Genomic DNA, 24,517 nt, shown 5'->3' with positions numbered 1-24,517 from the left:
GCGACACGCCGCTGTCAACCGCATCGGCTAAGGTGCGGGCTCCGTTTAGAGGAGATCCGCATGAAACGCATTGCACTGCGCGCCGTAACCGCTGCCGCGCTGCTCACCACCTGGGCGCTGGGCGCCGTGGCCCAGGCCTGGCCGCCCACCCCCACCGTCATTGCCCACCGGGGCGCTTCGGCCCTGCGGCCCGAGCACACGCTGGCCGCGTACCAGAAGGCCATTGACGATGGCGCCGACATCATCGAGCCCGACCTGGTGATCACCAAGGACGGCGTGTTGGTGGCCCGGCACGAGAACGCGATCGCCATCCTGAACGCCGACGGCTCGGTGAAAGAAGCCACCACCGACGTGGTGGACCGCCCCGAGTTCGCGGGCCGCAAGACCACCAAGACCATCGACGGCCAGGCCATCACCGGCTGGTTCACCGAAGACTTCACGCTGGCCGAACTCAAGACCCTGCGCGCCCGCGAGCGCATCCCCGCGCAGCGCCCGGCCAACGTGGCCTACAACGGCCAGTTCGAGGTGCCCACGCTGCAGGAGGTGATCGACCTGGCCAAGGCCCAGAGCGCGAAGGTGGGCCGCACCATCGGCATCTACCCCGAGACCAAACACCCCACCTACTTCCAGTCCATCGGCCTGCCGCTGGAGGCGCCGCTGCTGGCCGTGCTGGAGAAGAACGGCTGGAACCACAAGGACGCGCCTGTGTTCGTGCAGTCGTTCGAGGTCAGCAACCTGCAGGCGATCCGCAAGCTCAGCAGCGTGCGCCTGGTGCAGCTGGTGGCGCCCTCGGGCCGGCCCTATGACTTTGTGGCCCAGGGCGCGGCCAACACGCGCGCCTATGCCGACCTGGTCACGCCCGAAGGCCTGAAGCAGGTGGCCACCTATGCCAATGCCATTGGTCCGTTCAAGACGCTGGTGGTGCCGGTCAAGGACGGCGTGCCGGGCGAACCCACCCCGCTGGTGGCGCGCGCCCGTGCCGAAGGCCTGGGCGTGCATATCTGGACGCTGCGGCCCGAAAACGCCTTCCTGCCCGCCGGGCTGAAAAAGGCACCCGCCGCCGACGGCACGGTGCGCGGCGACAGCGTGGCCGAGATCACGGCCTACCTGCGTGCAGGCATCGACGGGTTCTTCACCGACGACCCGGCCGTGGGCCGCGCGGCGGTGTCGGCCTTCACGTCGGCGTCGAAGGTGTCGTTGTTGCCGAAGCCGTAGCCGAGGGCGACACCACCGGCCGTGCGCTGCGGTCCGGTGGCCCGCGCCGGGCCTGCCGGTTGCCCAGCTGGCGCGCGGCGTTCACCCACTGCGCCAGCCGCTCGGTGCTGGCGCTGCGCACTGGCCCAAAGCTGTGCACCCGCACGGGCCGGATGCCGCAGAACTCCAGGATGGCCTTCTTCATCTGGTGGTGGCCCGGCATGCGCGTGACCCAGCGGAAGTACCAGGGCGGCGAGTCCATGGTCACCAGCAGCTCGGCCGAGCGCCCGGCCAGCAGCTTGTCCCACAGCGACGAACCCTGGCGGTACTTGAACGCGTACCCCGGCAGCAGCACGCGGTCGATGAAACCCTTGAGCAGCGCGGGCATGGCGCCCCACCAGATGGGGTAGACCCACACCAGGTGGTCCGCCCAGCTGATGTCGGCCTGCGCGGCCAGCAGGTCGGGCTCCAGCGGCTGCGCCGCGCCATAGCCCTGGAACAGCGGGTTGAACGCGAGCTGCCCCAGGTCCAGAAAGCGCACGTCGGCGCCCGCCTGGCGCGCGCCCTCGGCATAGGCGTGTGCCATGCCCGCGCACAGGCTGTCGGCGGCGGGGTGGCCCAGGATGACCAGGATGTGTTGTTTTGCCACGGAATCTCCATCACACAGAAGTTGTTGATGGAGGCATGCTCACCTTGCCCCACGGGGCAGAGTCAAGCGGTCAGGTCAAAAGATGCCGATGTGGTGTCGAACGACGTGCGGAATGTGCAGATGGCGGCTGCTCCACCAACGCGCTGGGCGCCACGCAGGCCTGGGGCGTGGCGGGTACGGCCAGCGTGTCGCAGGTATGCAGCTCGGCTTCCAGCACGGCCAGCTGGGCGTCCAGCGCAGCCAGGCGGGTCAGCTCCTGGGCCACGGCGGCGCGGCGCTGGGCTACCAGCTGGGCCATGCGCTCCCAGCCCGCGGTGGTGTCGATGTGGGGCAGGCCGTCCAGCTCCGCCAGCCGAAAACCCAGCGCCTGGGCCTGGCGGATCAGCAGCACACGCGCCACATCGGCCTCGCCATAGTGGCGGTAGCTGCCCGCACGCGCCACAGCGCCCATCAGGCCGCGTGCTTCGTACAGGCGGATGGCCTTGGGCGTGGTGCCGGTGCGGCGGGCGAGTTCTCCGATGCGCATGGTGGGCGGGCGTTTTGTGGGTTGAGTGTAATGCTATTAAATATGTAGCTACAAAGGCTTATCCATCGCGCGCAGAAGGCCTTTTTTGCTTGCACCTTGGGTGTGGTGTGCGAGGGCGTGCGTGCCGTGCAGGATAAGCTGCCGCGTTCTCCTTGCGTTCCTTGTTGTCTTGCGCCCCCGCCTGCCATGCCCCAGTTCGCCGCCAACCTGAGCCTCATGTACCCCGAGCTGCCCTTCTTGGACCGTTTTGCCGCCGCCGCGCGCGACCGGTTCACAGCGGTGGAATGCCAGTTCCCCTACGCGTTCGCGCCCACCGAGCTGGCCGCACGGCTGGCGGACCATGGCCTGCAGCTGGTGCTGATGAACGCGCCCGCCGGTGGCGCCGACCGCGCCGCCATGGCCACGGCCTGGGAGCAAGGTGCGCGGGGCACGGCCGCGCTGCCCGGGCGCGAGGCCGAGTTCCGCGCGGGCGTGCACCAGGCGCTGCGCTATGCCGAGGCGCTGGACTGCCCGCACATCCATGTGCTTTCGGGCATCGTGCCGCCGGGGGTGGAGCGTGAATCCCTCAAGGACCTGTGCACGGGCAACCTGCGCTGGGCGGCGGCCGAGGCCGCGCACGCCGGGCGCAAGGTGCTGATCGAACCCATCAACCTGCGCGACGTGCCGCGCTATTTCTTGAACCGCCAGGACCACGCGCACGAACTGCTCGACGCCGTGCAGGCCGACAACCTCCAGGTGCTGATGGACCTGTACCACTGCCAGATCGTGGAGGGCGACGTGGCCACCAAGCTGCAGCGCTACCTGCCCACGGGCCGCGTGGCGCATGTCCAGATCGCAGGCGTGCCCGGCCGCCACGAACCCGACCGGGGCGAGCTGCACTACCCGTTCCTGTTCGAGACGCTGGACGCGCTGGGCTACCGCGGCTGGGTGGGGTGTGAATACCGCCCGGCGGCCGGCACGTCCGAAGGCCTGGGCTGGCGGGATCGGGCACTGATGGTGTCAGCAGTGAGCGCCTAAGCGCAATCGCTCCGCGCCTCCAGTCCGCGCAATTGCGTAAGGGAATGCGTGAATAAATGTAACAAGACTCTGGCCGTAGATTCAGAGCAGACCGGCCCAGCCGGCTTTGTGCATTGGCATTCACTCGCAGGAGACATCATCCATGGCAGCATCCCTTGCCAACAACCGTTCCGTCGCGCGGCAGGTCACGCTGGCCGCCATTGGGCTGGTGGCCCTGGTACTGGTGCTGGTGGGGCTGGCGATTGCAGTGCTGACCGAGCGCAGCACCCGTGCGCAGGTGGTGTCCAGTGTGGGCGACACGGCGCAGAGCGTGGCGCAGTCGCTGGACGCGGCCGACAACACCAACCGCGAGCTGGTGCAGCTCACCATGAAGGGCTTCCAGCGCTACTTCGAGGCCACCATGCAGCTCGACGAGGCCACGGGCGAGCTGCGCAGCTACGGCGCGCTGGTCAACGAGGACTATGGCTCGGTCGATAAATTCGCCAACGAAACCGGCGGTATCGCCACGGTGTTCGCCAAGAAGGGCGACGACTTCATCCGCATCACCACCTCGGTGAAGAACGACAAGGGCGAGCGCCAGCAGGGCACACCGCTGGGCAAGGACGACCCGGCCTATGCCACCGTGTCCAAGGGCGAACCCTACACCGGCGTCACCGTGGCGGGCGGCAAGCCCTACATGGGCCACTACCTGCCCGCCAAGGATGCTTCGGGCAAGGTGATTGCGCTGCTGTTCATCGGCAACGACATCAGCGTGTTCCACGCCATGCTGCAAAAGCAGGTCACGCAGACCAAGTTCTTCGAACACGGCGGCACCTACGTGATCAACCCCGGCACCTCGCTCGACAAGGCGGTGTTTGTGTACCACCCCACGGCACGCGGCAAGCGTGTGCTGGAGGCCTACCCGCAGGCCCGCCCCTTCTTTGAAGCCCTGGCCGCGTCGCAAGACGGCTTTGTGCGCGAGGCCGCCCCCGTGCTGGGCGCGGGCGCCACGGACCCCTGGGCGCTGGTGCGCAAGACCGGCGGCGGCTGGTGGGTGGTGGCCGAGGTGGCCGACGGCGAGGCCATGGCCAGCCAGCGCCGGGTGACGCTGGCCGTCTGGGGCCTGATGGCCGTGGCCGTGGTGCTGCTGGCCATTGGCCTGTTCGTGATGCTGCGCCGGGGCGTGAGCCGCCCGCTGCAGGACCTGACCCAGGCCATCACGCTCGTGGCCCAGGGCGACCTGACCGAGGCCTTCCGCACCACGCGGCGTGACGAGATCGGCGCGCTGGTGCAGGAGGTCGAGGGCATGCGCCAGCGCTACACCCAGATGCTGCAGCAGGTGCGCACGGCGGTGGACAGCATCACCACCGCCAGCGCCGAGATCGCCAGCGGCAACCAGGATCTGTCGGCCCGCACCGAGGCCACGGCCAGCAGCCTGGCCCAGACCGCGCAGAGCATGGACCAGCTCACCGCCACCGTGCGCCAGTCCGCCGACGCTGCGCGCCAGGCCAACCAGCTGGCCAGCACCGCCGCCGAGGTGGCCGCACGCGGCGGCCAGGTGGTGGGCGAGGTGGTCACCACCATGGGCGACATCAACCAAAGCTCGCGCAAGATCGCCGACATCATTGGCGTGATTGATTCCATCGCCTTCCAGACCAACATCCTCGCGCTCAACGCGGCCGTGGAAGCCGCCCGTGCGGGCGAACAGGGCCGGGGCTTTGCCGTGGTGGCCAGCGAGGTGCGCAACCTCGCCGGGCGCAGCGCCGAGGCCGCGCGCGAGATCAAGGCGCTCATCGGCGCCTCGGTGGAGCGGGTGGAATCGGGCGCGCGCCTGGTGCAGAACGCCGGCAGCACCATGGACGAGATCGTGGGCTCCGTCAAACGCGTGGGCGACATCATTGGCGAGATCACGGCCGCCTCGGGTGAGCAGTCGGACGGCATTGGCCAGGTCAACACCGCCGTGAACCAGCTCGACCAGATGACCCAGCAGAACGCCGCGCTGGTCGAGCAGTCGGCCGCTGCCGCACAAAGCCTGCGGGAGCAGGCGACGCGGCTGGCGGGCGCGGTGCAGGTGTTCAAGCTGCACCACGGTGCGGGTGACGGGCATGAGGACCTGCAAGCCCTGGCCGCGCCACAGGCTGGCAGCGGTCCCGGCCCGGCCCTGCGGGCGCCGGGCAGTGCCCCCACTGGTGGCCGCCGCCGGGGTGAACCCGCGCAGCTGCACTGAACCGTGCCTTCAGTCCCCGGAGTGCGGAATGGGCGGATGGTGCCAGCCCGCCGCCGGGGCGCCTGGGGGATGGCACATTGCTGTTTCGCGCGCCGCGCCGCTTGGTTTATGCTGGGCTGACCCACCACCCCTCCCACAGGCCCCCCGCGCTCCATGGCTGCCCACGTTCCCACCATGCTGGCAATGATCATTGTCAGCTCGCTGATGATGGCCGCCTCCATGGCGGTGGTGGGCTGGGGGCGCCGGCGCGACGGCCTGGGGCGCTGGGCGGCGGCCCTGCTGGTCAACGCCATTGGGCACGGCCTCATCATGCTGCGCGGCCTGGTGCCCGACCTGCTGTCTGTGGTGCTGGGCAACCTGCTGCTGTCCTGCGTGTTTGTGGGCATGATTGCAGCGATCCGCCAGTTCCAGGGCCGCCCGGCCGGGTGGGGGCTGCTGCTGGTGCCCCCGGCACTGGTCACCGGCTTTGTGATCGCCTTCATCGACAACTTTGCGGCCCGTGTGAGTTTTGTGGGCCTGGTGATCAGCCTGCAGGCCGTGTGGGCCCTGGCCACGGCGCTGGAGCGCCGCGATGCCACGGTGGGGCGCGGGCAGTGGCTGCTGGTGGCGGGGCTGGCGCTGGAGGCCGTCGTGCTCAGCGGCCGCGCCCTGCTGGCGCTGAGCAGCACGGCCGTGGCCTCCGGCATCCTGCAGGCCAGCGCGCTGCAGACGCTCACCTTTCTGGCCACGTTTTCGGTGGTGCTCATCAGCTCCATGGGTTTTGTGTTCATGGCGCGCGACCAGGCCGACGAGAACAACCGCATCATGGCCGCCATCGACCCGCTCACCGGTGTGGCCAACCGCCGCTCGCTGATCTCCGCGCTGGACCGCGATGTCTCGCGTGCCGTGCGCACCCGCGAGCCCATCGCACTCATGATGGTGGACATCGACCACTTCAAGCGCGTGAATGATCGCTACGGCCACCCGGTGGGCGACCAGGTGCTGTGTCATGTGGTTGAGGTGCTGCGTGGCCGGGTGCGCGCGCAGGACCTGGTAGGCCGCTACGGCGGCGAGGAGTTCATGGTGGTGCTGCCTGACACCACGCTGCTGGGCGCCGAACAGCTGGCGCGCGAGCTGTGCCGCGCGGTGGCCGAGTCACGGTGCCGCATTGGCAGCACCGAAGGGGGCAGCGACACCCGCACCGAGCCCGGCAGCACCAACATTGCCGTCACCGTGAGCATTGGCGTGTTCGGCGGCCGCCTGGAGACGGGCGACAGCTGGGACATGCTGATCGCCGCTGCCGACCGCGCGCTCTACCAGGCCAAGGAGAACGGCCGCAACCGCGTGGAGGTGGCCACGGGCCTGCGGCGCCCGTCCGCACAGCGCGCCAACCTGGACAACCCCGAGACCCATCCCGTCTCCCGGTACTGAGCCGCGCGAAACCCCGGCGGATGCCCCGCCGGCGCCAGGCACATGCTGCGGCGCAACAGAGCCCTTTGCAGGTGTTTGGCCGCGCCCGGTGGCATCTGCGCGGGGCTTGTGTTGGAATGCTGGTTTTGGCCCACAAGAACCTGTTGGCCGTCCCGTCGCAACCCGAACGGGACGGCACTCAGGCTCCCATTCCCCCCATCCAGGAGAGCTGTCCATGAACGCCCGAGTCCCCGCCCACGCCCTGCAACCCGCCCTGGCCCTTGAACGGGTCAGCCAGGCCTGGGACAACGACATTGTTCGCCAGCTCACCGACTACATCGCCATCCCCGCCAAGTCGCCCATGTTCTCGCCCGACTGGGCCGCGCAGGGCCTGCTCGACACCGTGGTGCGCAACGCCGCCGCCTGGGTCGAATCGCAAAAGGTCGAAGGCCTGAAGCTCGAAGTGGTGCGCCTGGAAGGCCGCACCCCCGTGCTGTTCTTTGAAATCGACGCTACCCAGGCGGGCGCCACCGACACCGTGCTCATGTACGGCCACCTGGACAAGCAGCCCGAGTTCAGCGGCTGGCGCAACGACCTCGGCCCCTGGACGCCCAAGTACGAGGACGGCAAGCTCTACGGCCGGGGCGGCGCCGACGACGGCTATGCGGTCTACGCCAGCATCGCCGCCGTTCAGGAGTTGAAGCGCCAGAACGTGCCCCACCCGCGCATCGTGGGCCTCATCGAAACCTGCGAAGAAAGCGGCTCGCGCGATCTGCTGCCCTACATCGAGGCTCTGAAGCCCCGCATGGGCAACGTGGCGCTGGTGGTGTGCCTGGATTCGGGCGCGGGCAACTACGACCAGCTGTGGCTCACCACCAGCCTGCGCGGCATGGCCACGGGAACGCTCAAGGTCGAGATCCTGACCGAAGGCATCCACTCCGGCGACGCATCGGGCCTGGTGCCCTCGTCGTTCCGCATCATGCGCCAGGTGCTCGACCGCCTGGAAGACAGCGCCACCGGCCGCCTGCTGCCCGCCAGCTTCCACTGCGAAGTGCCCGCCGACCGCCTGGCGCAAGCCCGCGCCACGGCCGCCATCCTGGGCGACGAGGTGTACAAGCGTTTCCCCTGGGCGCACTACGACTGCGGCGGTGCCACCACCTTTGCGCTGCCCACCACCACCGATCCGGTGCAGGCGCTGCTCAAGCGCACCTGGGAGCCCACGCTCTCTGTGACCGGTGCCGAGGGCTTCCCCGCGCTGCAGGACGCAGGCAACGTGCTGCGCCCCTACACCGCCTTCAAGCTCAGCCTGCGCCTGCCGCCTCTGGTGGACGCCGCCGCCGCCGTGCAGGAGCTCAAAGCCCTGCTCGAAGACAACGCGCCCTACCAGGCCAAGGTCACCTTCCAGGGCACGAGCGGCGCCACGGGCTGGAATGCGCCCAGCACCACGCCCTGGTTCGAGCAGGCGCTCAACGAGGCCTCGCAGGCGCACTTTGGCGCACCCTGCGGCTACATCGGCCAGGGCGGCACCATCCCGCTCATGAACATGCTCAGCGAAGGCTTCCCCACTGCGCAGATGATGGTCTGCGGTGTGCTGGGCCCCAAGAGCAACGCGCACGGCCCCAACGAGTTCTTGCACGTGCCCTATGCCAAGAAGCTCACCGCCGCCGTGGCGCAGGTGATTGCGGGCATGGCGCAGCACCAGGCTGCAGCCACCACCCAGGCCGCCTGAGCCTGGTTGCCCACCGTCCCTGAAAACAGGCTCTGAGGGGCTGCGGTCCATGCAGCCCCTTTTTTTGCGTTGGGCTTTTGAAGCCTGCCGGGTATGCTGCGTGCCATCCCCCTGACAGCCCCGCTGCCCATGAACGCCGACGACCTGACCCCCTCGACCCTGACCACCTTCACCGCCAGCGACGGCGAAACCCTGGCCGTGCAGGACTGGCCTCTGCCCGAGGGCGAACCCTGCCGGGGCACCGTGCTGCTGGTGCATGGCCTGGGCGAGCATGTGGGCCGCTACGACCCTGTGGCGCGCAGGCTGAACGACTGGGGGTTTGCCGTGCGTGGCTACGACCATTACGGCCACGGCGAATCGACCGGGCCACGTGGCGGCCTCACCAGCGACCTGCGCCTGCTCGACGACCTGGCCGACCTGGTGGACGCCACCCGCGCCCGCATGCCGCAAGGCCAGCCCCTGGTGCTGCTGGGCCACAGCATGGGTGGCCTGGTCGCCGCGCGGTTTGTGGCCATGCACCTGCGGCCTGTCGATGCGCTGGTCTTGTCATCCCCCGCGCTGGACCCGGGCCTGAACGCCGTGCAAAAACTGCTGCTGGCCACGCTGCCCCGTGTGGCTCCCAACCTGCGCGTGGGCAACGGGCTCGATGCGCAATACCTCTCGCACGACCCGGCCGTGCCCGCCGCCTACCTGGCCGACCCGCTGTGCCACGACCGCATCAGCGCCCGCTTGGCGCGCTTCATCGCTGACGGCGGCCCCGCCACCGTGGCACGCGCCGCGCACTGGAGCGTGCCCACGCTGCTGATCTGGGCGGGCAGCGACAAGCTGGTGAATCCCGCAGGCAGCCGTGCCTTTGCCGCTGCCGCGCCCCAGGCCCTGGTGCAGTCGCACTGTTTCGAGCCGCTGTACCACGAGCTGTTCAACGAAAGCCCCGAGCTGGCCGCGCCCGTGTTTGACCTGCTGCGCCAGTGGCTGGTGCGGCGCTGCCCGCTGGCGCAGTGATCAAAAATGTGAGGAAAAAAGGGCTCTTGCGCTCATCCATCAAGCGCTGACAGCTATCATTTTTGAAGCAATCCGCCCAGCATCCCCAACAGGTCGCTGGCATTGCCAAACCCGCCCTGCGGTGCATGGCCCTGGGGACTGAGCTGGTCCACCAGGCCCGGCAGCACCTGGGCCAGCTGGCCTGCGGCGGCGCTGCTGCCCACGCCCAGCTGCGCGGCGATTTGCGACAGCGGCCCGCTGCCCAGCACCTGCGACAGCTGCTCGCCCGAGATCGCCTGGTTGGGCCCGCTGCTCAGCCACGAGGCAATCACATTGCCCAGTCCGGCCTGCTGGAACTTGGCCATCAAACCCGGCAGCCCGCCCACCGGGCCATCGTTGCTGACCAGGGACATCACCACCTGGATGAGCTGCGGGTTCTGCGCGGCCAGGCCCAGCAGGCCGCCCAGCCCGCCGGCCGCGCCGCTGGCCGAGGCCTGTGCGCCGCCCTGCGACGCGTTGTTGATGACAGCACCCAAGACGGAATCGAGCAAGCCCATGGTGATCTCCTGCGGAAGAAAAAAGAAAGGGGAAGGGAGGAAGAAGGACGGATGAGAGGAACCCGCCCGCAGGCGCCCCAGGGCGGATGGTACGCACCCGGGCCGATGCCCTGTGTCAACAAACGTGAATTCTTCCAGTCTTTTCTTCCACTGCCCGTGCCGGGGCGGTGCTCTGGCTTCGACGGGCTCAGCCCGAACGGATGGAGGGCTTTTTACTTCTTTCGTTTTTCCAGCAGCGGCTCGCTCACCCCCTGCACACCCACCAGGCCCAGAACGGTGATGAGCGAGGTCTGCGCGCCTTGCCAGGCGTCGGTCAGGTCGATCCACTCCGACAGCGCATGAAAGCCGCCCGTCTTGCCGCCGCCGCCCATCACGATGGCCGGGATGCCCAGCGACATGGGCACGTTGGCGTCAGTGCTCGCCCCGCCCAGGGTGGTCTTGCGGCCGTGCGCGCGGTTGGCGCGCACGGCGGCCTGCACGATGAGGGCGTCCGATGCGGTCTGTCCGCCCGGGCGGTCACCAATCAGCTTGTGCGACACGCTGAGCGACTGCACGCCCCAGCGCTGGTTTTCTTCGGCCACGGCCTCGTCGATGGCGGCGAGGATTTTCTTTTCGGTCTCCAGCAGCGGCGCCATCGCGTCCGAGCGGATGTCCACCGCCATGCGCGCATCGGGCGCAATGGTGTTCACCGAGGTGCCGCCACCCACCGTGCCCACGGTGAAGGTGGTCTTGGGGTAGCTGGGGGTCTTGATGTCGGCGATCTTGGCAATGGCACGGCCCATGCCGTGGATGGCGCTGGGCACGCGGCCAAATGCGGCGTAGCTGTGGCCACCCGGGCCCTTGAAGGTGACCTCGTAGCGGTGGCTGCCCGTGCCCAGCACCAGCACGTTGCCGTCGGCGGCGGGCTCCAGGGCCACCATGCCGTCGATGTCGCGGTGCTCGGCAAACAGGTGCTTCATGCCGCGCAGGTTGCCCAGCTCCTCCTCGCCCACATTGCCCACAAACAGCAGGTCGCCCACGGTCTCGATCTTCTGCTCGTTCAGCACCTTGAGCCACGACAGCAGCACGGCCAGGCTGCGGGTGTTGTCCGAAATGCCGGGGGCCATCAGCTTGCCGTCCTGCTCTTTCACCTTCACATCGGTGCCCGCAGGGAACACCGTGTCCAGGTGGGCCGAAATCACCAGCTTGGGCCCCTTGCCCGTGCCCTTGCGCAGGCCCACCACATTGCCTTCGGCGTCGATGGACGCGTGTGTCAGGCCCAGAGCCTGCAGCCGCGCCAGAAAGGCCTCGGCGCGTTTTTGCTCCTTGAAGGGTGGCGCCTCGATCTCGGTGAGCATCTTCAGGTCGTCGATGGAGCGGGTGTGGTCGGCCCGCACCGCGTCCATCAGCTGGGTGATGCGGGGCGCGGCCAGCAGGCGCGTGAAGGCCGTCTCCACGGCGGGGCTGAGCTGCTCGGGCGCCGAGGCCACGGCGCTTTGTGCGGCGGCGGGCGCCGTCCAGGTGGCGGCGGCCAGGGCGATGGCGCACAGCGCGTGGGTGGCGTGGGGGCGGCGGATGCGGGAGGGAGTGGATGTCATGGAAAGGTAGGGCAAAGCAAAAGCAGCAATGAAAGGCGCAGCTCCCCACCGTGGGCGCGGAGCTTGCATGCCTCGCATCGTCGCGCGAGTGCGCGGCGCCCGCTTTGCTTTAATTTGGCGGGCTGACAGTTTTTCTTACATCCCCCGCTTTGCCTGCTCCTTCCATGCACCGCCACATCCCCAGCACCCGCGCCCTCCTGGCCTTCGAGGCCGTGGCCCGCCATCACAGCGTGAGCCAGGCGGCCGAGGAGCTGTGCATCACGCACAGCGCCGTCAGCCAGCAGATTCGCCACCTGGAGGCCCAGCTGGGCGTGCTGCTGTTCGAGCGCAGCGCGCGTGGCTCGCGCCTCACGCCCGCCGGGCGGCGCTACCACGGCCAGGTGGTGGGCGACCTGCTGCGGCTGCAGAACCACACGCTCGAAGCCATGGCCCAGCGGCCCGACGGCACGCGCCTGCTGGTGGGCTGCGTGCCCGTGTTTGCCGAGCGCTGGCTGCTGCCGCGCCTGCCTGCCTTTCTGGCCCGGCACCGCCACTGCAGTCTGCATTTGCAGGTGTTTCCCACGCAGACCTACATGGCCGAGCTGCCGTTCGACCTGGCCGTGCAGTACGACGACGCGAGCTGGCCCGGCGCCCAGGCCACGCCGCTGATGCGCGAGGTGGTGGTGGCCGTGTGTGCGCCCGGCGCGCGCCACCGGCGGGCCATGGCGCGGGGCGACTTCCGCGCCGCGCCGCTGCTGCAGCTCAGCTCGCGCCTGGGCGCGTGGGACGACTGGTTTGCGCGTGCGGGCATCACCCGCGTGCCCGAGCACCGGCTGGGTGGCCACCGCTTCGATCTTTTCTCGATGCTGGTGGAGGCCGTGCGCGCCGACCTGGGCGTGGGCCTGGTGCCGCAGTATTTTGTGCAGCGCGAGCTGGACGCGGGCACGCTGGCCCTGGCCCACCTACATGCCGACACGGGGGCTCGGGGCTACAGCCTGTTCATGCCACCTGCGCGCGAGCCCGACCCCACGGTGGCGGCTTTCACGCAGTGGCTGCAGGCCGAGGTGGCGGCCTCGGGCGCTGGCGTCACACCACCGCAGCGCGGCGGCGCTGCAGCGCCAGCCACAGCAGCGCCAGACCGGTGAGGGCGATGGGCACCAGCGACCCGGCGTTCAGCAGCGTCCAGCCCTGGGTGGTGACCAGCACGCCGGATGAAAACGCACTCAGCGCCAGCGTGGCGTACACGCAGAAGTTGATGGCTGCCTGGGCGCGGTCCTTCTCTTCCGGGCGGTAGGCCGTCATCGCCAGCGTGGTGGAGCCGGTGAACAGGAAGTTCCAGCCCACACCCAGGAAGAACAGCGCAATGCCGAAGTGGTGCAGCTCCAGGCCCATCAGCGCCACGGCCACGCAGGCAAAGTTCAGCAGCACGCCCACGCCCATGACGGGCAGCACGCCAAAGCGCTTGATGAGGTGGCCGGTGACAAAGCCGGGCGCGAACATGCCGATCACGTGCCATTCCAGCACCAGCGCCGAGGCGTCGAAGTCAAAGCCACACACCTGCATGGCCAGCGGCGTGGCGGCCATCAACAGGTTCATCACGCCATAGCCCAGCGCGGCGCCCACAATGGCCACGATGAAGGCGGGCTGGCGCATCAGCACGGTGAGGGGGCGGCCCTGCTCGCGCTGGCCCGCTGCATTGAGCACCACGGGTTGCGCCTCGAAGCGAATGGCCGACATGCACAGCATGGACAACAGCGCCACGCCGATCAGCGCAATGTAGGCGCCCGCAAAAGGCACCGGGAACAGCGTGCGCGTGGCGCTGGCCAGGTTGGGGCCCGCCACGGCGCCCAGCAGGCCACCGGCCAGCACCAGCGACACGGCCTTTTCACGGTAGTCCGGCGTGGCCAGTTCGGCCGCGGCAAAGCGGTACAGTCCGCCGTTGGCGCTGTAGTAGCCCGCCACCACCGTGGCGGTGCACAGCAGCCAGAAGCTGGCGCTGAACGCTGCCCAGGCACACAGCGCGGCCGACAGCACGGCTACGGCCAGCCCGATCTGGAACGACACCTTGCGCCCCCAGCGCGCCTGGCTATGCGCCACCAGAGGCGTGGACAGCGCACCGCCCACCACATAGCCCATCACCGGCAGCGTGGCCATCCAGCCAAAAGGCGCCAACTGCAGGCCCACCAGCCCGTTGATGGCGATGAAGACGACGTTGTTGGTGAGAAAAAGGCCTTGGCACAGGGCCAGCAGCCACAGGTTTCTGTTCATGCGAGAGCGCCACACGGGCAGGAGGGGCCGCGTAAAGCTGCGGCGAAGGGCGGGATCACCTGGGGCGATTGTGCACAAGCGGGCAGCCGTGCGCCGTCTTGTTGCGACAGTGCAGGCTGTCAAAACAGCGCAGCCTGCAGTCGCGCACAAGACAAGCACCCTCAGCGTTGTTTGCGACGATGCGCAAGCCCGGCATGGAGGGCCTGCACCGGCATCCAACGGATGCTGCGCTGCAGCACCGCGCAGACGACAAGGAGACGATAGCAATGCAGCAGCCCGGCAGCATGATGGACCGGCCGTTACTCGTTTCGGCCATCCTCGAACATGGCGAGAACCAGTACGGCGACCAGCAGGTGGTTTCGCGCGACACCGATGGCGGCCTGCACCGCTACCGTTTTGCCGACCTGGCCCGGCGTGCCCGGCAGCTCGCCAATGCGCTGCAGGCGCTGGGCCTGCGTCCCGGCAGCGTGGTGGGCTCGCTGGCCTGGAACAACCACCGCCACCTGGAGGCGTACTACGCTGTGTCGGGCAGCGGCATGGTCATGCACACCTGCAACCCGCGCCTGCACCCCGAGCAGCTCGCCTACATCGTCAACCATGCCGACGATGAGGTGGTGCTGTTCGACACCAGCTTTGCGCCGCTGGTGCGCGCCATTGCGGCGTCGTGCCCCCGCGTGCGGCACTGGGTGGCGCTGTGTGATGCCGACGCGCTGGGCGGCATCGACCTGCAAGGGGTGCCTGGGGTCGAGGCGTACGAGACGCTGGTGGCCCGCCAGGCCGACCGCTTCACCTGGCCCGTGTGTGATGAAAAGGCTGGCGCAGCGCTGTGCTACACGTCGGGCACCACCGGCAACCCCAAGGGCGTGCTGTATTCGCACCGGGCGCTGGTGCTCAGTGCCCTGTCGGCCTGCATGCCGGGCGTGCTGAGCATCAGCGCGCGGGAGACCATCCTGCCCGTGGTGCCCATGTTCCACATCAACGCCTGGTGCCTGCCCTATGCGGCGCTGATCGGCGGCGCCAAGCTGGTGCTGCCGGGCCCGCGCCTGGACGCTGCCAGCCTGTACGAGCTGATGGAGACCGAGCGCGTCACCGTCAGCGCGGGCGTGCCCACCATCTGGATGGGCCTGATCCAGCATGTGGAGCAGCACGGGCTGCGCTTTACCACCATGCGGCGCACGGGCGTGGGCGGATCGGCCATGCCCAAGGCGCTGATCGCCAAGTTCAACGATGTGTACGACGTGGAAGTGCGCCACGGCTGGGGCATGACCGAGACCACGGCCATTGCCACCATGAGCGTGCTGGGCGCGGCCGATGCCGAACTGCCGCCCGAGGACCGCCACGCGCTGGTGGCCAAGCAGGGCAAGTCGGTGTTCGGCATCGAACTCAAGCTGGTGGACGAAAACGGCACCAGCCTGCCCCGGGACGGCGTGGCGCAGGGCGAGCTGATGGTGCGCGGCCAGTGGATCGTGGACCGGTACCACAAGGCCGAGCGTTCGGCGCTGGTGGATGGCTGGTTCCCCACGGGCGACATCGCCACCATCAACCCGCAGGGCGTGGTGCAGATCCGCGACCGCACCAAGGACGTGATCAAGTCGGGCGGCGAGTGGATCAGCTCCATCGACCTGGAGAACGCCGCCGTGGCCCACCCCGCGGTGGCCATGGCGGCGGTCATCGGCGTCAAGCACCCCAAGTGGGACGAACGCCCGTTGCTGTTCATCGTGCGCAAGCCAGGCCAGTCGCTCGACAAGGCGCAGATCCTGGACTTTCTGGCGCAGCGCGTGGCCAAGTGGTGGCTGCCCGACGACGTGCTGTTTGTCGAGAGCCTGCCGCTGGGCGGCACCGGCAAGGTCCAGAAAAACGAGCTGCGGCAGCGCCATGGCTCGGTGTTTGGCGGCGAATGACACAGCCATGCGCTGACGGCCTTCGGTTTTGGCTTTCCTTTCTTTCCCAACCACCCACCCACCCTACGGAGACAGACATGAATTTGGTTCCCCGGAAATGGCCGCGCCATTGGTTGAAGGCCGGCGCATGCGCCGCAGCGCTGGTGATGTCCGCGCATGCCGGTGCGGCCGAGACGGTGAAGATCGGCTTTATCGACCTGCTGTCCGGCCCGTTCGCGCTCACCGGCCAAAGCTCGCTCAACCAGCTGCGTGAGGTGGTGGCGCAGGTCAACGCCAAGGCCGGGCCCAACGAGCCCAAGTTCGAGGTGATGGACTTTGACAACAAGGGCACGCCGCAGGAGAGCCTGAACGCCCTGAAGGCCGCCACCGACCGGGGCGTGCGCTACATCACCCAGGGCGGTGGCTCGGGCGTGGCGCTGGCGCTGGTGGATGCGCTCAACAAGCTCGCCGAGCGCGACCCCGAGCGCGCGACCGTGTACCTCAACTACGCCGCCATGGACCCGCAGCTCACCAACGAGCGCTGCAGCTTCTGGCACTTCCGCTTCTATCCGTCGAGCGAGATGAAGATGGAGGCGCTGACCACCTACCTGCAAGGCCGCAAGGACGTGAAGCGCGTGTACCTGCTCAACCAGGACTACACCCACGGCCGCCAGGTCTCCAAGGCCGCCAAGGAATACCTGGCGCGCAAACGGCCTGACATCGAGGTCGTGGGCGATGACTTCATCCCCATCGCCCAGACGCGCGATTTCGCCTCGTACGTGGCCAAGATTGCCGCCACCAAGGCCGACACGGTCATTACCTCCAACTGGGGCAGCGACCTTACGCTGCTGTTCAAGTCCTCGCGCGACTACGGCCTGAACATCAACTACTTCACGCTCAACGCCAACAACCCCGGCACACCCGCGCAGATCGGGCCCTGGGGCGAGGGCAAGGTCGGGGTGATCTGGAACTGGGTGCACAACGCCCCCACCCCCGAGCTGGAAAAGATCTACGTGGACTACAAGAAGAAGACCGGTGACGACTTTGTGTTTGCCGCTCACTGGAACAGCGTGCACATGCTGCGTGAGGCCATGCGCAAGGCCCAGTCCACCGATGCGAAGAAGGTGGCCTTCGCGCTGGAAAACATGACCTACAAGAGCCCCATGGGCGAGGTGCGCATGCGCAAGACCGACCACCAGCTCGAAGCGCCGCTGTACCTGGGCATCTGGGCCAAGCAAGGCAGCAAGGGTGTGAAGTACGACGCCGAAAAGACCGGCTACGGCTTCCGCTCGGAGGTGGCATGGGACAACTACATCAGCGCCCAGCCCACGTCCTGCCAGATGAAGCGGCCGTCCTGAGCGCCCAGGCGCCCAGCCACGCCCCCGCCTGCACGCCACGCACCCTGTGCGGACTTGCTGGCGTGAACGCTTCCCCAGGCCCCGTGCGGAGCCTGGCCCTGGGCGTGGTACCGGTCCGCAGCGGCCAATCGCCATGCCTCGGGATCTGCCACTTTTGGCGGCTGGCGCCCGCTGGTAACTTTTCGACAGGCGTGGTCGGCACCGGCCCGCTCCGTCTCGCCTGCCCGGGCGCCAAGCCCGCAGCTCCCAGGCTGACAGGTGCCCCTCCTCCCCATCTCCCCACCTGCGCTGCAAGCCCTGGATCGGCTGGTGCCGCCTGCGGCACCTTTACGCCCCTGGCCGGGTTCGGGGTGGCGGCAGCCCCACCTAACCCTGCCGCGCCTCCCCGGGGTGGATGGCAATCCAGTGCACTGCCAGCTCTTGCCGGGATCTCTTGTCAGATGATTTGGTTGTAAAGAAAACGATTTTTATTCGTTTGGTTTTTGCGGACCCCCGCATAAATTGGTGGCTATCCCCACCCAAAACCGCTTTCCCCCACGTTCCAGGAGACCCCGTCCATGTCCGCCGAAGCCCTTGAGATCGCCCTGCCCGAAGCCTTGGAGGCTGCCCGCGCCGATGCCGCTGCCCAGGGGCTGAGCTACGCCGGTGGCGTGCGCCCGGCGGTGGCGTGGGCACTGGTGCAGTCGGGCCAGGCCGTGTTGGTGGACGTGCGTTCGGCCGAGGAGCGCAAGTTTGTGGGCCATGTGCCCGGCAGCCAGCATGTGGCCTGGGCCACGGGCACGGCGCTCACACGCAACCCGCGCTTTGTGCGCGAGCTGGAAGCCAAGCTGGCCAAGGACGGCGGCAAGGACGCCGTGGTGCTGCTGCTGTGCCGCAGCGGCAAGCGCTCGGTGCTGGCGGCCGAGGCGGCCGCCGCCGCCGGGTTCCGCCATGTGTTCAACGTGCTCGAAGGCTTTGAGGGCGAGATCGATGAACAGCAACACCGGGGCGGCGGCGATGGCTGGCGCTTTCACCAGTTGCCCTGGGTGCAGGACTGAACAGCGCGTTGGACCCCCGAACTTTGCAGATTGGAAAGACCGGCACAACCGGCATGACACCCCATGGCCCTTTTCGACATTGAACAGATCGCGCAATCGCTGAGCGCGGCCCGGCGCGAGTGGCGCGATGCGCACAACCGCGCGCAGGATGCGGGCGAGCGCGAGTTCCCCTCGCGCGACGCCCTCGCCCAGGTGCTGCACCAGCTCAAGGGTGCGCTCTTCCCCATGCGGTTGGGGCCCTACGACCTGCGCCAGGAGAGTGAAGATTTCTATGTGGCCCACACGCTGGACAGCGCCTTGCATGCGCTGCATGTACAGATCGGGCTGGAGCTGCGCTACAGCGCCCGCCGCCAGGCGCTGGACGGGTCGGATGTGGACGCGCAGGCGCGCCGGTCGGCCCAGGCGTTTGCGCAGTCGCTGCCCGCCATCCGCCGCCTGCTTGACAGCGATGTGCTGGCCGCCTACCAGGGCGACCCGGCGGCGCGCAGTGTGGACGAAGTGCTGCTCTGCTACCCCGGCATCCTGGCCATGATCCACCACCGCCTGGCGCACCGGCTCTACCAGCTGGGCCTGCCCTTGCTGGCCCGCATCGTGGCCGAGCTGGCGCACAGTGAAACCGGCATCGACATCCACCCCGGCGCGCAGATTGGCGCAGGCTTTTTCATCGACCACGGCACCGGCGTGGTGATTGGCGAGACGGCGGTGATCGGCGAGCGCGTGCGGGTGTACCAGGCCGTCACGCTGGGTGCCAAGCGGTTTCCCACCGGTGCCGACGGCCACCTGCAAAAAGGCCTGCCCCGCCACCCGGTGGTGCAGGACGATGTGGTCATCTATGCGGGCGCCACCATCCTGGGCCGCGTCACGCTGGGTCGGGGTGCCGTGATTGGTGGCAATGTCTGGGTCACGCACGACGTGCCCGCTGGCAGCCATGTCACGCAGGCCAGTTCGCAAGAGTCGGGCCGTTTTGCCTCGGTGCTGGCGGGGGCTGCGCTATGAGCACGCTGGTCCAGGGTTTTGGCATCGCCGTGCGCCAGTCGCGCGAGGCCCGGGGCTGGTCGCAGGAGCGCCTGGCCGAGCACTCCGACCTCAACCGCTCCTATGTGGGCGAGATCGAGCGCGGCAGTGTGATCGCCTCGCTCGCCACTGTCGAGAAGCTGGCCGGTGCGCTGGGCGTGGCGCCGTCGGGCCTGGTGGTGCGGGGCGAGGCCGTCCAGCGGGCCCAGCTGGTGCGCGGCATCCAGTTGGCGGCTATAGCCTGTTGAGGCCACCTGCCTCGCCACAGGACACTGCGCGCATTCCATTTTTCATCACTGATTTTTTACCCCAGGGAGTTTCACTATGTCGGCAACAGTGGGCGGCACGACCGCACTCGGCGATAGCGCCGCACGGCAACTAGCCAATGCAACCAAGACCGTCCCCCAGCTGGAGACCATCAGCCCCCGCTGGCTGACCCACCTGCTGCAATGGACGCCGGTGGAAGCAGGCATCTACCGCCTCAACAAGGTCAAGAACCCCGAGGCCATCAAGGTGGCGTGCACCGCCAAGGAGTCGGAGAACCAGCTCCCACGCACCTTCGTGGACTACGAAGAGAACCCGCGCGAGTATTTCCTCAATGCCGTGAGCACCGTGCTCGACGTGCACACCCGCGTGTCGGACCTGTACAGCAGCCCGCACGACCAGATCAAGGAACAGCTGCGCCTGACGATCGAAACGATCAAGGAAAACCAGGAAAGCGAACTCATCAACAACCCCGACTACGGCCTGCTGGCCCAGGTGACGGAAGAGCAGCGTATCTTCCCGCTCACCGGTGCCCCCACGCCCGACGACCTGGACGAGTTGCTGACCAAGGTCTGGAAAGAGCCCGCGTTTTTCCTGGCGCACCCGCTGGCCATTGCGGCGTTCGGGCGCGAAGCCACCCGCCGTGGCACGCCGCCGCCCACCGTGAGCCTGTTCGGCTCGCAGTTCATCACCTGGCGCGGCATTCCGCTGATTCCTTCTGACAAGGTGCCCGTGGCCGATGGCAAGAGCAAGATCCTGCTGCTGCGCGTGGGCGACAAGCGCCAGGGAGTGGTGGGTCTGTTCCAGCCGGGCCTGCCGGGCGAACAGGGCCCGGGCCTGTCGGTGCGTTTCATGGGCATCAACAACCACGCGATCGCGTCGTACCTGATCTCGCTGTACTGCTCGCTCGCCGTGCTGACCAGCGACGCGCTGGCGGTGCTGGATGACGTCGAGGTCAACAAGTATCACGACTACCCCGATACCTACAAGTAATCTGCGGTGAGCAACATTCCTTCCACCTCTGTGGGCGTGCCTGACGCGCCAGAGGCGCCGATCAGCCCGGCGCTGCTGGCACAGATGGCCACGGCGTTTTTCTCGGCCCGGCCGGGCGAGACGCCTCAGCTGCCCACCGGCAACCCTTCCAGCCCGGCAAGCCCGGTGGCTGGCCTGGGGTTGCCATCGACACCACCGGCCACCGTCCCGAGCTTTGCCCAGGCATCGCCCGGGCCGGCCGGTGTGCAGGCGCCAGTCAACATCGCGCCTGCGGGTTCGCCGCTGGCCAGTCCAGCGGGCTTCGGGCCCAGTGTGCCCGGTACGCCGTTCCCGCAGGGGCAGGTGCCGGGCGCCAATCTGGCGCCCGCCTCGCCCACGCCCGTGCTGTCGCTGGCGCACAGGGCGCCTTCCCTGCTGCCCCATGCCACCGCTGCCAACGGCGTGCCCGACACCGTGGTCACTGCCGTGCCCGGCTACGAGCCCCGGTTTGGCAGTGGCGTGCTGGGTGTCCCCGAGGCGGCGGGTGCCAGCGGTGCATCGGCTGGCAGCCACCCTGCAGCCAATACATCGCCGTCATCGCCGTTCTATTTCCTGTCGCCCCAGCACGGGCAGCCCTCGCCCGGTGGCCACAGCGGCACGCCAGGCAATGCGCTGGGCCCCACGCGCGTCAGCGACGAACTGGCCCGCCAGCCGTTTGCCAACCTGCAAGGGGTGGACCTGCGCGGCACACCAGCGCCCTCGTCCGCACCGTTGGCGCAGGCGTCTCCCGGCACTGCACCGCAGTTCTACTTTGCCGATGCCGTGGTGCTGCCCAGCGGCTATGTCACTCCGGCCAAGCCCGCGCCGCTCGCCACGGTGCCCCTGGCCGGGCAGGGCCAGCATCCGCCGTTTGACGTGCATGCCATCCGCCGTGACTTTCCCGTGCTCTCCGAGCGCGTGAACGGCCGCCAGCTGGTGTGGCTCGACAACGCGGCCACCACGCACAAGCCGAAGGCGGTCATTGATCGCATCTCGTACTTCTACGAGCACGAGAACTCCAACATCCACCGCGCCGCCCATGAACTGGCCGCACGCGCCACCGACGCCTATGAAGGCGCCCGCCAGCGCGTGAAGAACTTCATCAACGCGCCGGATGTGAACGAGGTGATCTTTGTGCGCGGCACCACCGAGGCCATCAACCTCGTGGCCAAGAGCTGGGGCGCGCAGCACATCGGCGAGGGCGACGAGATCATCGTCAGCCACCTGGAGCACCACGCCAACATCGTTCCCTGGCAGCAGCTTGCGGCCGCCAAGGGCGCCAAGCTGCGCGTGATTCCCGTGGACGACTCGGGCCAGGTGCTGCTGGATGAATACCAGAAGCTCCTGAACGACCGCACCAGGATCGTGTCCGTCACGCAGGTGTCGAACGCGCTCGGTACGGTGGTGCCCGTCAAGGAGATCGTGGCCCTGGCGCACCGCGCAGGGGCCAAGGCGCTGGTCGATGGCGCGCAGTCCATCTCGCACATGCGGGTGGACGTGCAGGACATCGGCGCCGACTTCTTCGTGTTCTCGGGCCACAAGGTCTTCGGGCCGACCGGCATTGGCGTGGTCTGGGGCAAGCGCGAGGTGCTGGAAGACATGCCTCCCTGGCAGGGCGGCGGCAACATGATTGCCGACGTGACCTTCGAGAAGACGGTGTTCCAGCCCATTCCTAACAAGTTCGAGGCAGGCACCGGCAACATTGCCGACGCCGTCGGACTGGGGGCAGCCATCGACTACGTGAACCGCGTGGGCATCGAGAACATTGCGCAGTACGAGCATGACCTGCTGGTGTACGGCATGCAGCAGCTCGGCGCCATCCCGGGCGTGCGCTTGATCGGCACGGCGGCCCACAAGGCCAGCGTGATGTCCTTCGTTCTCGCGGGTTACACCACCGAGGAAGTGGGCAAGGCCCTCAACCAGGAGGGCATTGCGGTGCGCACGGGCCACCACTGTGCCCAGCCCATCCTGCGCCGCTTTGGCGTGGAGACCACGGTGCGGCCGTCGCTCGCGTTCTACAACACGTTTGACGAAATCGACTGCCTCACGACCGTGGTGCGCAGGCTGGCGGCACAACGGCGCTAGCCAGAGCGCACACCGGTTGCAGTGGCAGCCGGTTGGCGATCAAAAAAAGGGGAAGTGGGTGTTGTGCCCACTTCCCCTTTTTGATGGCGGTGCGGATGTGCTGGGGCCAGCCGCGGTCAACCCACCACCAGTTCAATCGCGGCGCCGTGGGTCAGCTCCCGATGCCATGCCTGGTGTGGCTGTGCGGCCGGTGAACCGGTGCCCAGCACCACGGCAAACGGGCCAGGGCCGCGCTTGGCCAGTTGGTGCGCCTGTGTGGTGTGCGGCGCGGCTCCAGGGATCGGCTGCGTCAGCACCAAGGTGGTGGCGCCCAGGGCAATGGTAGCCACCCGCGCTGCAGCGCCCGGCAACACAAAGGGTGTGCCAATGTGTGTGCCCTGCGCGTCGCCCAGCAAGGCGCGGTAGCGGGCCAGGCTGGCGTCCAGGTCTTGCACGGCAATCGACAGGCTGAGTACAGCACGTGCGCCGTTGGGGTGCACGCGGGCGTCGCCCTCGGGCACCCGCAGCGCGCGGGGGGTGATGTCTCCGCACAGAAATGGCAGGTCTGTCGATGGCGGGCGGGCGGTTTGCCACTGCAGCCGTTCGCCATCGGGCCGCAAGCGGCCTCCGTCGTGGGGGCCGCTGTAGGCCAGGCCCCGTTCGTTGGCTCCCTTCACGGTGGCCGCCGTCCCGGGCGGCAGCAGGGCAAAGTCCACGATGCCTTCGCCATGCTGGTTCAGCAGCTCCCACCAACGGTCGCCGGGCGAGGGGCTGCGCCAGGCGATGAGTTCAAAGTAGGCGCCATCGGCCAACACGACCAGCGCGTTGTAGGTGGGCCGGCCCGGGTACTCGCCGCCCTGCAGCACGTTGAAGCCAAGGGCGCGGTAGTCGGTGATGGTCTGCTCCAGATCCTTCACCGCGATCACGATGTGGTCGAGTGTCAATGCCATGGGGTTCCTTGGGGGCTTCTCGGTGTTCAGGCCGCCACCGCGTCGGCGGTGGCGCGTTGGGGTGCGGAGGCGGCGGAGTTCACCAGCTTCACCTCGGCGTGGATGTGCTGCGGGTTGCGCAGCAGGTTGAGGATGGGGCAGGTCTGCTCGACAGCCTGGAACAGCGCGTCGATATCGGCCCGGCTGGCAGGTGAGTCGATATGCACCGTGTAGGCGATGTTGTGTGGCCAGATGGGCGTGGCCTCATGCCCGGGCTTGCCGCCGCGCGGGTCGATCACGCCGCTGACCTCCACCTCCAGGCTGTTCAATGGCACCTGGCGCAGAGCCGCCTGGATCAGGAAGATGTGCGTCACGCAACTGCCCAGCACCCCCAGTTGCAGCTCGGGCGAGCTGGGGCCCAGGTGGTAGCCCGCGAAGTCGGGCGGGCTGTCGCTGATGACCTGGTGGTCGCGGATGCGGATGCGGCGCACGCCGCTGCGGCCCTCGGCGCTCACGCGCGCGTTCAGGGCGGCCGGTTGTGCAGTGCCTGCATCAATGGCGGCGTTGCGTGCCAGCACGGCGGCACGTTTTTCCGCCAGGTAGTCGTTCAGATGGGTCATGAATGCTCTTTCCAACGCCTTCCGTGCCCGGACATCGGGCGCGGGGTGAGCAGCGTTGCACACCGATTGTTCGAGTCCACACCCGCGCTGGAAACAAACAAAACTGCGCTCGCATATGCAGGTTTCAGATATGCCCTGCGGGGCCGGAGGCTGCGGCCTGCTTCGTCGTTTTCCGAATATGCATGCTACGTAATAGGTGCACGTTTGGATGGCGCGTCGATAGCATGCATACACATGAATCGGCCCACTTTGGGGCCGGTGTTTCATG

At 68.2% G+C, this 24,517-nt stretch carries 21 protein-coding genes; 14 read left to right on the top strand and 7 right to left on the bottom strand.

The annotated features are described in order from the left end of the window. The first annotated feature begins 60 nt into the window (after positions 1-60). The gene (locus tag AC07Z7_RS00255; protein WP_494764917.1) at positions 61-1,215 is read left to right on the top strand and encodes a glycerophosphodiester phosphodiesterase; all 1,155 of its coding nucleotides are present in this window, start codon (positions 61-63) and stop codon (positions 1,213-1,215) included. Here AC07Z7_RS00255 and AC07Z7_RS00250 read toward each other — a convergent pair. Together AC07Z7_RS00250 and AC07Z7_RS00245 are read right to left on the bottom strand one after the other, a co-directional pair. Beyond that, complete coding sequence (locus AC07Z7_RS00250) at positions 1,175-1,843, bottom strand: NAD(P)H-dependent oxidoreductase (RefSeq protein WP_494764916.1); 669 nt, start codon at positions 1,841-1,843, stop codon at positions 1,175-1,177. The two genes, AC07Z7_RS00255 and AC07Z7_RS00250, sit on opposite strands and share 41 nt — an antisense overlap. Positions 1,844-1,913: 70 nt before the next feature. Beyond that, positions 1,914-2,369 (bottom strand): MerR family transcriptional regulator, encoded by a 456-nt coding sequence (locus AC07Z7_RS00245; RefSeq protein ID WP_494764915.1) that lies wholly within the window; start codon positions 2,367-2,369, stop codon positions 1,914-1,916. A gap of 186 nt (positions 2,370-2,555) precedes the next feature. Between AC07Z7_RS00245 and otnI the strand changes: the two genes are divergently transcribed. From otnI to AC07Z7_RS00220, 5 genes are all read left to right on the top strand, one after another. Further along, a complete protein-coding gene (gene otnI, locus AC07Z7_RS00240) occupies positions 2,556-3,386 on the top strand; it encodes a 2-oxo-tetronate isomerase (protein ID WP_494764914.1) in 831 nt (276 codons plus the stop codon). 142 nt (positions 3,387-3,528) lie between these two features. Further along, positions 3,529-5,592, top strand: coding sequence for a methyl-accepting chemotaxis protein (locus tag AC07Z7_RS00235; protein WP_494764913.1), 2,064 nt, complete (start codon positions 3,529-3,531; stop codon positions 5,590-5,592). A 153-nt stretch (positions 5,593-5,745) separates the two neighbouring features. After that, a complete protein-coding gene (locus AC07Z7_RS00230; protein WP_252657936.1) occupies positions 5,746-7,002 on the top strand; it encodes a GGDEF domain-containing protein in 1,257 nt (418 codons plus the stop codon). A 214-nt stretch (positions 7,003-7,216) separates the two neighbouring features. Beyond that, complete coding sequence (locus AC07Z7_RS00225) at positions 7,217-8,710, top strand: M20 family metallopeptidase (protein ID WP_094289835.1); 1,494 nt, start codon at positions 7,217-7,219, stop codon at positions 8,708-8,710. A gap of 129 nt (positions 8,711-8,839) precedes the next feature. Next, positions 8,840-9,712, top strand: a complete 873-nt coding sequence (locus AC07Z7_RS00220) for an alpha/beta hydrolase (protein WP_494765065.1) — start codon at positions 8,840-8,842, stop codon at positions 9,710-9,712. Between the two features lie 56 nt (positions 9,713-9,768). Here AC07Z7_RS00220 and AC07Z7_RS00215 read toward each other — a convergent pair whose 3' ends face one another. Together AC07Z7_RS00215 and AC07Z7_RS00210 are read right to left on the bottom strand one after the other, a co-directional pair. After that, positions 9,769-10,248 carry a YidB family protein gene (locus tag AC07Z7_RS00215; RefSeq protein WP_252657938.1) on the bottom strand — a complete coding sequence of 160 codons (480 nt, stop codon included), beginning with the start codon at positions 10,246-10,248 and terminating at the stop codon, positions 9,769-9,771. Positions 10,249-10,460: 212 nt separating this feature from the next. Then, positions 10,461-11,825 carry a M20/M25/M40 family metallo-hydrolase gene (locus AC07Z7_RS00210; RefSeq protein ID WP_494764912.1) on the bottom strand — a complete coding sequence of 455 codons (1,365 nt, stop codon included), beginning with the start codon at positions 11,823-11,825 and terminating at the stop codon, positions 10,461-10,463. A 164-nt stretch (positions 11,826-11,989) separates the two neighbouring features. Here AC07Z7_RS00210 and AC07Z7_RS00205 point away from each other — a divergent pair, with 164 nt between their 5' ends. Next, positions 11,990-12,949: a LysR substrate-binding domain-containing protein gene (locus AC07Z7_RS00205; RefSeq protein ID WP_494764911.1), complete on the top strand. Its 960-nt coding sequence runs from the start codon at positions 11,990-11,992 to the stop codon at positions 12,947-12,949. Here the strand turns inward: AC07Z7_RS00205 and AC07Z7_RS00200 are convergent. Then, positions 12,891-14,072 carry an MFS transporter gene (locus AC07Z7_RS00200; protein ID WP_252657941.1) on the bottom strand — a complete coding sequence of 394 codons (1,182 nt, stop codon included), beginning with the start codon at positions 14,070-14,072 and terminating at the stop codon, positions 12,891-12,893. The genes AC07Z7_RS00205 and AC07Z7_RS00200 overlap by 59 nt on opposite strands. Before the next feature lie 266 nt (positions 14,073-14,338). Between AC07Z7_RS00200 and AC07Z7_RS00195 the strand changes: the two genes are divergently transcribed. The 7 genes from AC07Z7_RS00195 to AC07Z7_RS00165 all read left to right on the top strand — a co-directional run bounded on the left by AC07Z7_RS00195 (position 14,339) and on the right by AC07Z7_RS00165 (position 22,721). Further along, on the top strand, positions 14,339-15,973 hold the full coding sequence (locus AC07Z7_RS00195; RefSeq protein WP_494765064.1) for a long-chain-fatty-acid--CoA ligase: 1,635 nt from the start codon (positions 14,339-14,341) through the stop codon (positions 15,971-15,973). Between the two features lie 77 nt (positions 15,974-16,050). Further along, positions 16,051-17,310, top strand: a complete 1,260-nt coding sequence (locus AC07Z7_RS00190; RefSeq protein WP_494764910.1) for a branched-chain amino acid ABC transporter substrate-binding protein — start codon at positions 16,051-16,053, stop codon at positions 17,308-17,310. Between the two features lie 557 nt (positions 17,311-17,867). Next, positions 17,868-18,347 carry a rhodanese-like domain-containing protein gene (locus AC07Z7_RS00185; protein WP_494764909.1) on the top strand — a complete coding sequence of 160 codons (480 nt, stop codon included), beginning with the start codon at positions 17,868-17,870 and terminating at the stop codon, positions 18,345-18,347. Between the two features lie 63 nt (positions 18,348-18,410). Beyond that, a complete protein-coding gene (epsC, locus tag AC07Z7_RS00180) occupies positions 18,411-19,343 on the top strand; it encodes a serine O-acetyltransferase EpsC (protein WP_252657944.1) in 933 nt (310 codons plus the stop codon). Next, on the top strand, positions 19,340-19,609 hold the full coding sequence (locus AC07Z7_RS00175; RefSeq protein WP_494764908.1) for a helix-turn-helix domain-containing protein: 270 nt from the start codon (positions 19,340-19,342) through the stop codon (positions 19,607-19,609). Before epsC ends, AC07Z7_RS00175 begins: the two co-directional genes overlap by 4 nt. A 76-nt stretch (positions 19,610-19,685) precedes the next feature. Continuing rightward, on the top strand, positions 19,686-20,618 hold the full coding sequence (locus tag AC07Z7_RS00170; RefSeq protein ID WP_010464819.1) for a family 2A encapsulin nanocompartment shell protein: 933 nt from the start codon (positions 19,686-19,688) through the stop codon (positions 20,616-20,618). 84 nt (positions 20,619-20,702) lie between these two features. Continuing rightward, on the top strand, positions 20,703-22,721 hold the full coding sequence (locus AC07Z7_RS00165) for a family 2A encapsulin nanocompartment cargo protein cysteine desulfurase (RefSeq protein WP_494765063.1): 2,019 nt from the start codon (positions 20,703-20,705) through the stop codon (positions 22,719-22,721). A gap of 116 nt (positions 22,722-22,837) precedes the next feature. Here AC07Z7_RS00165 and AC07Z7_RS00160 read toward each other — a convergent pair whose 3' ends face one another. Then, entirely contained in the window at positions 22,838-23,650 is an 813-nt protein-coding gene (locus AC07Z7_RS00160) for a VOC family protein (RefSeq protein WP_494764907.1), read from the bottom strand. A 26-nt stretch (positions 23,651-23,676) separates the two neighbouring features. Further along, complete coding sequence (locus AC07Z7_RS00155) at positions 23,677-24,249, bottom strand: OsmC family protein (RefSeq protein ID WP_494764906.1); 573 nt, start codon at positions 24,247-24,249, stop codon at positions 23,677-23,679. Between the last annotated feature and the right edge of the window lie 268 nt (positions 24,250-24,517).

Source organism: Acidovorax sp. GW101-11A03, assembly GCF_059424825.1.
The sequence above is the reverse complement of the archived record's forward strand: the minus strand, read 5'-3'. Positions and strand labels throughout refer to the sequence as shown.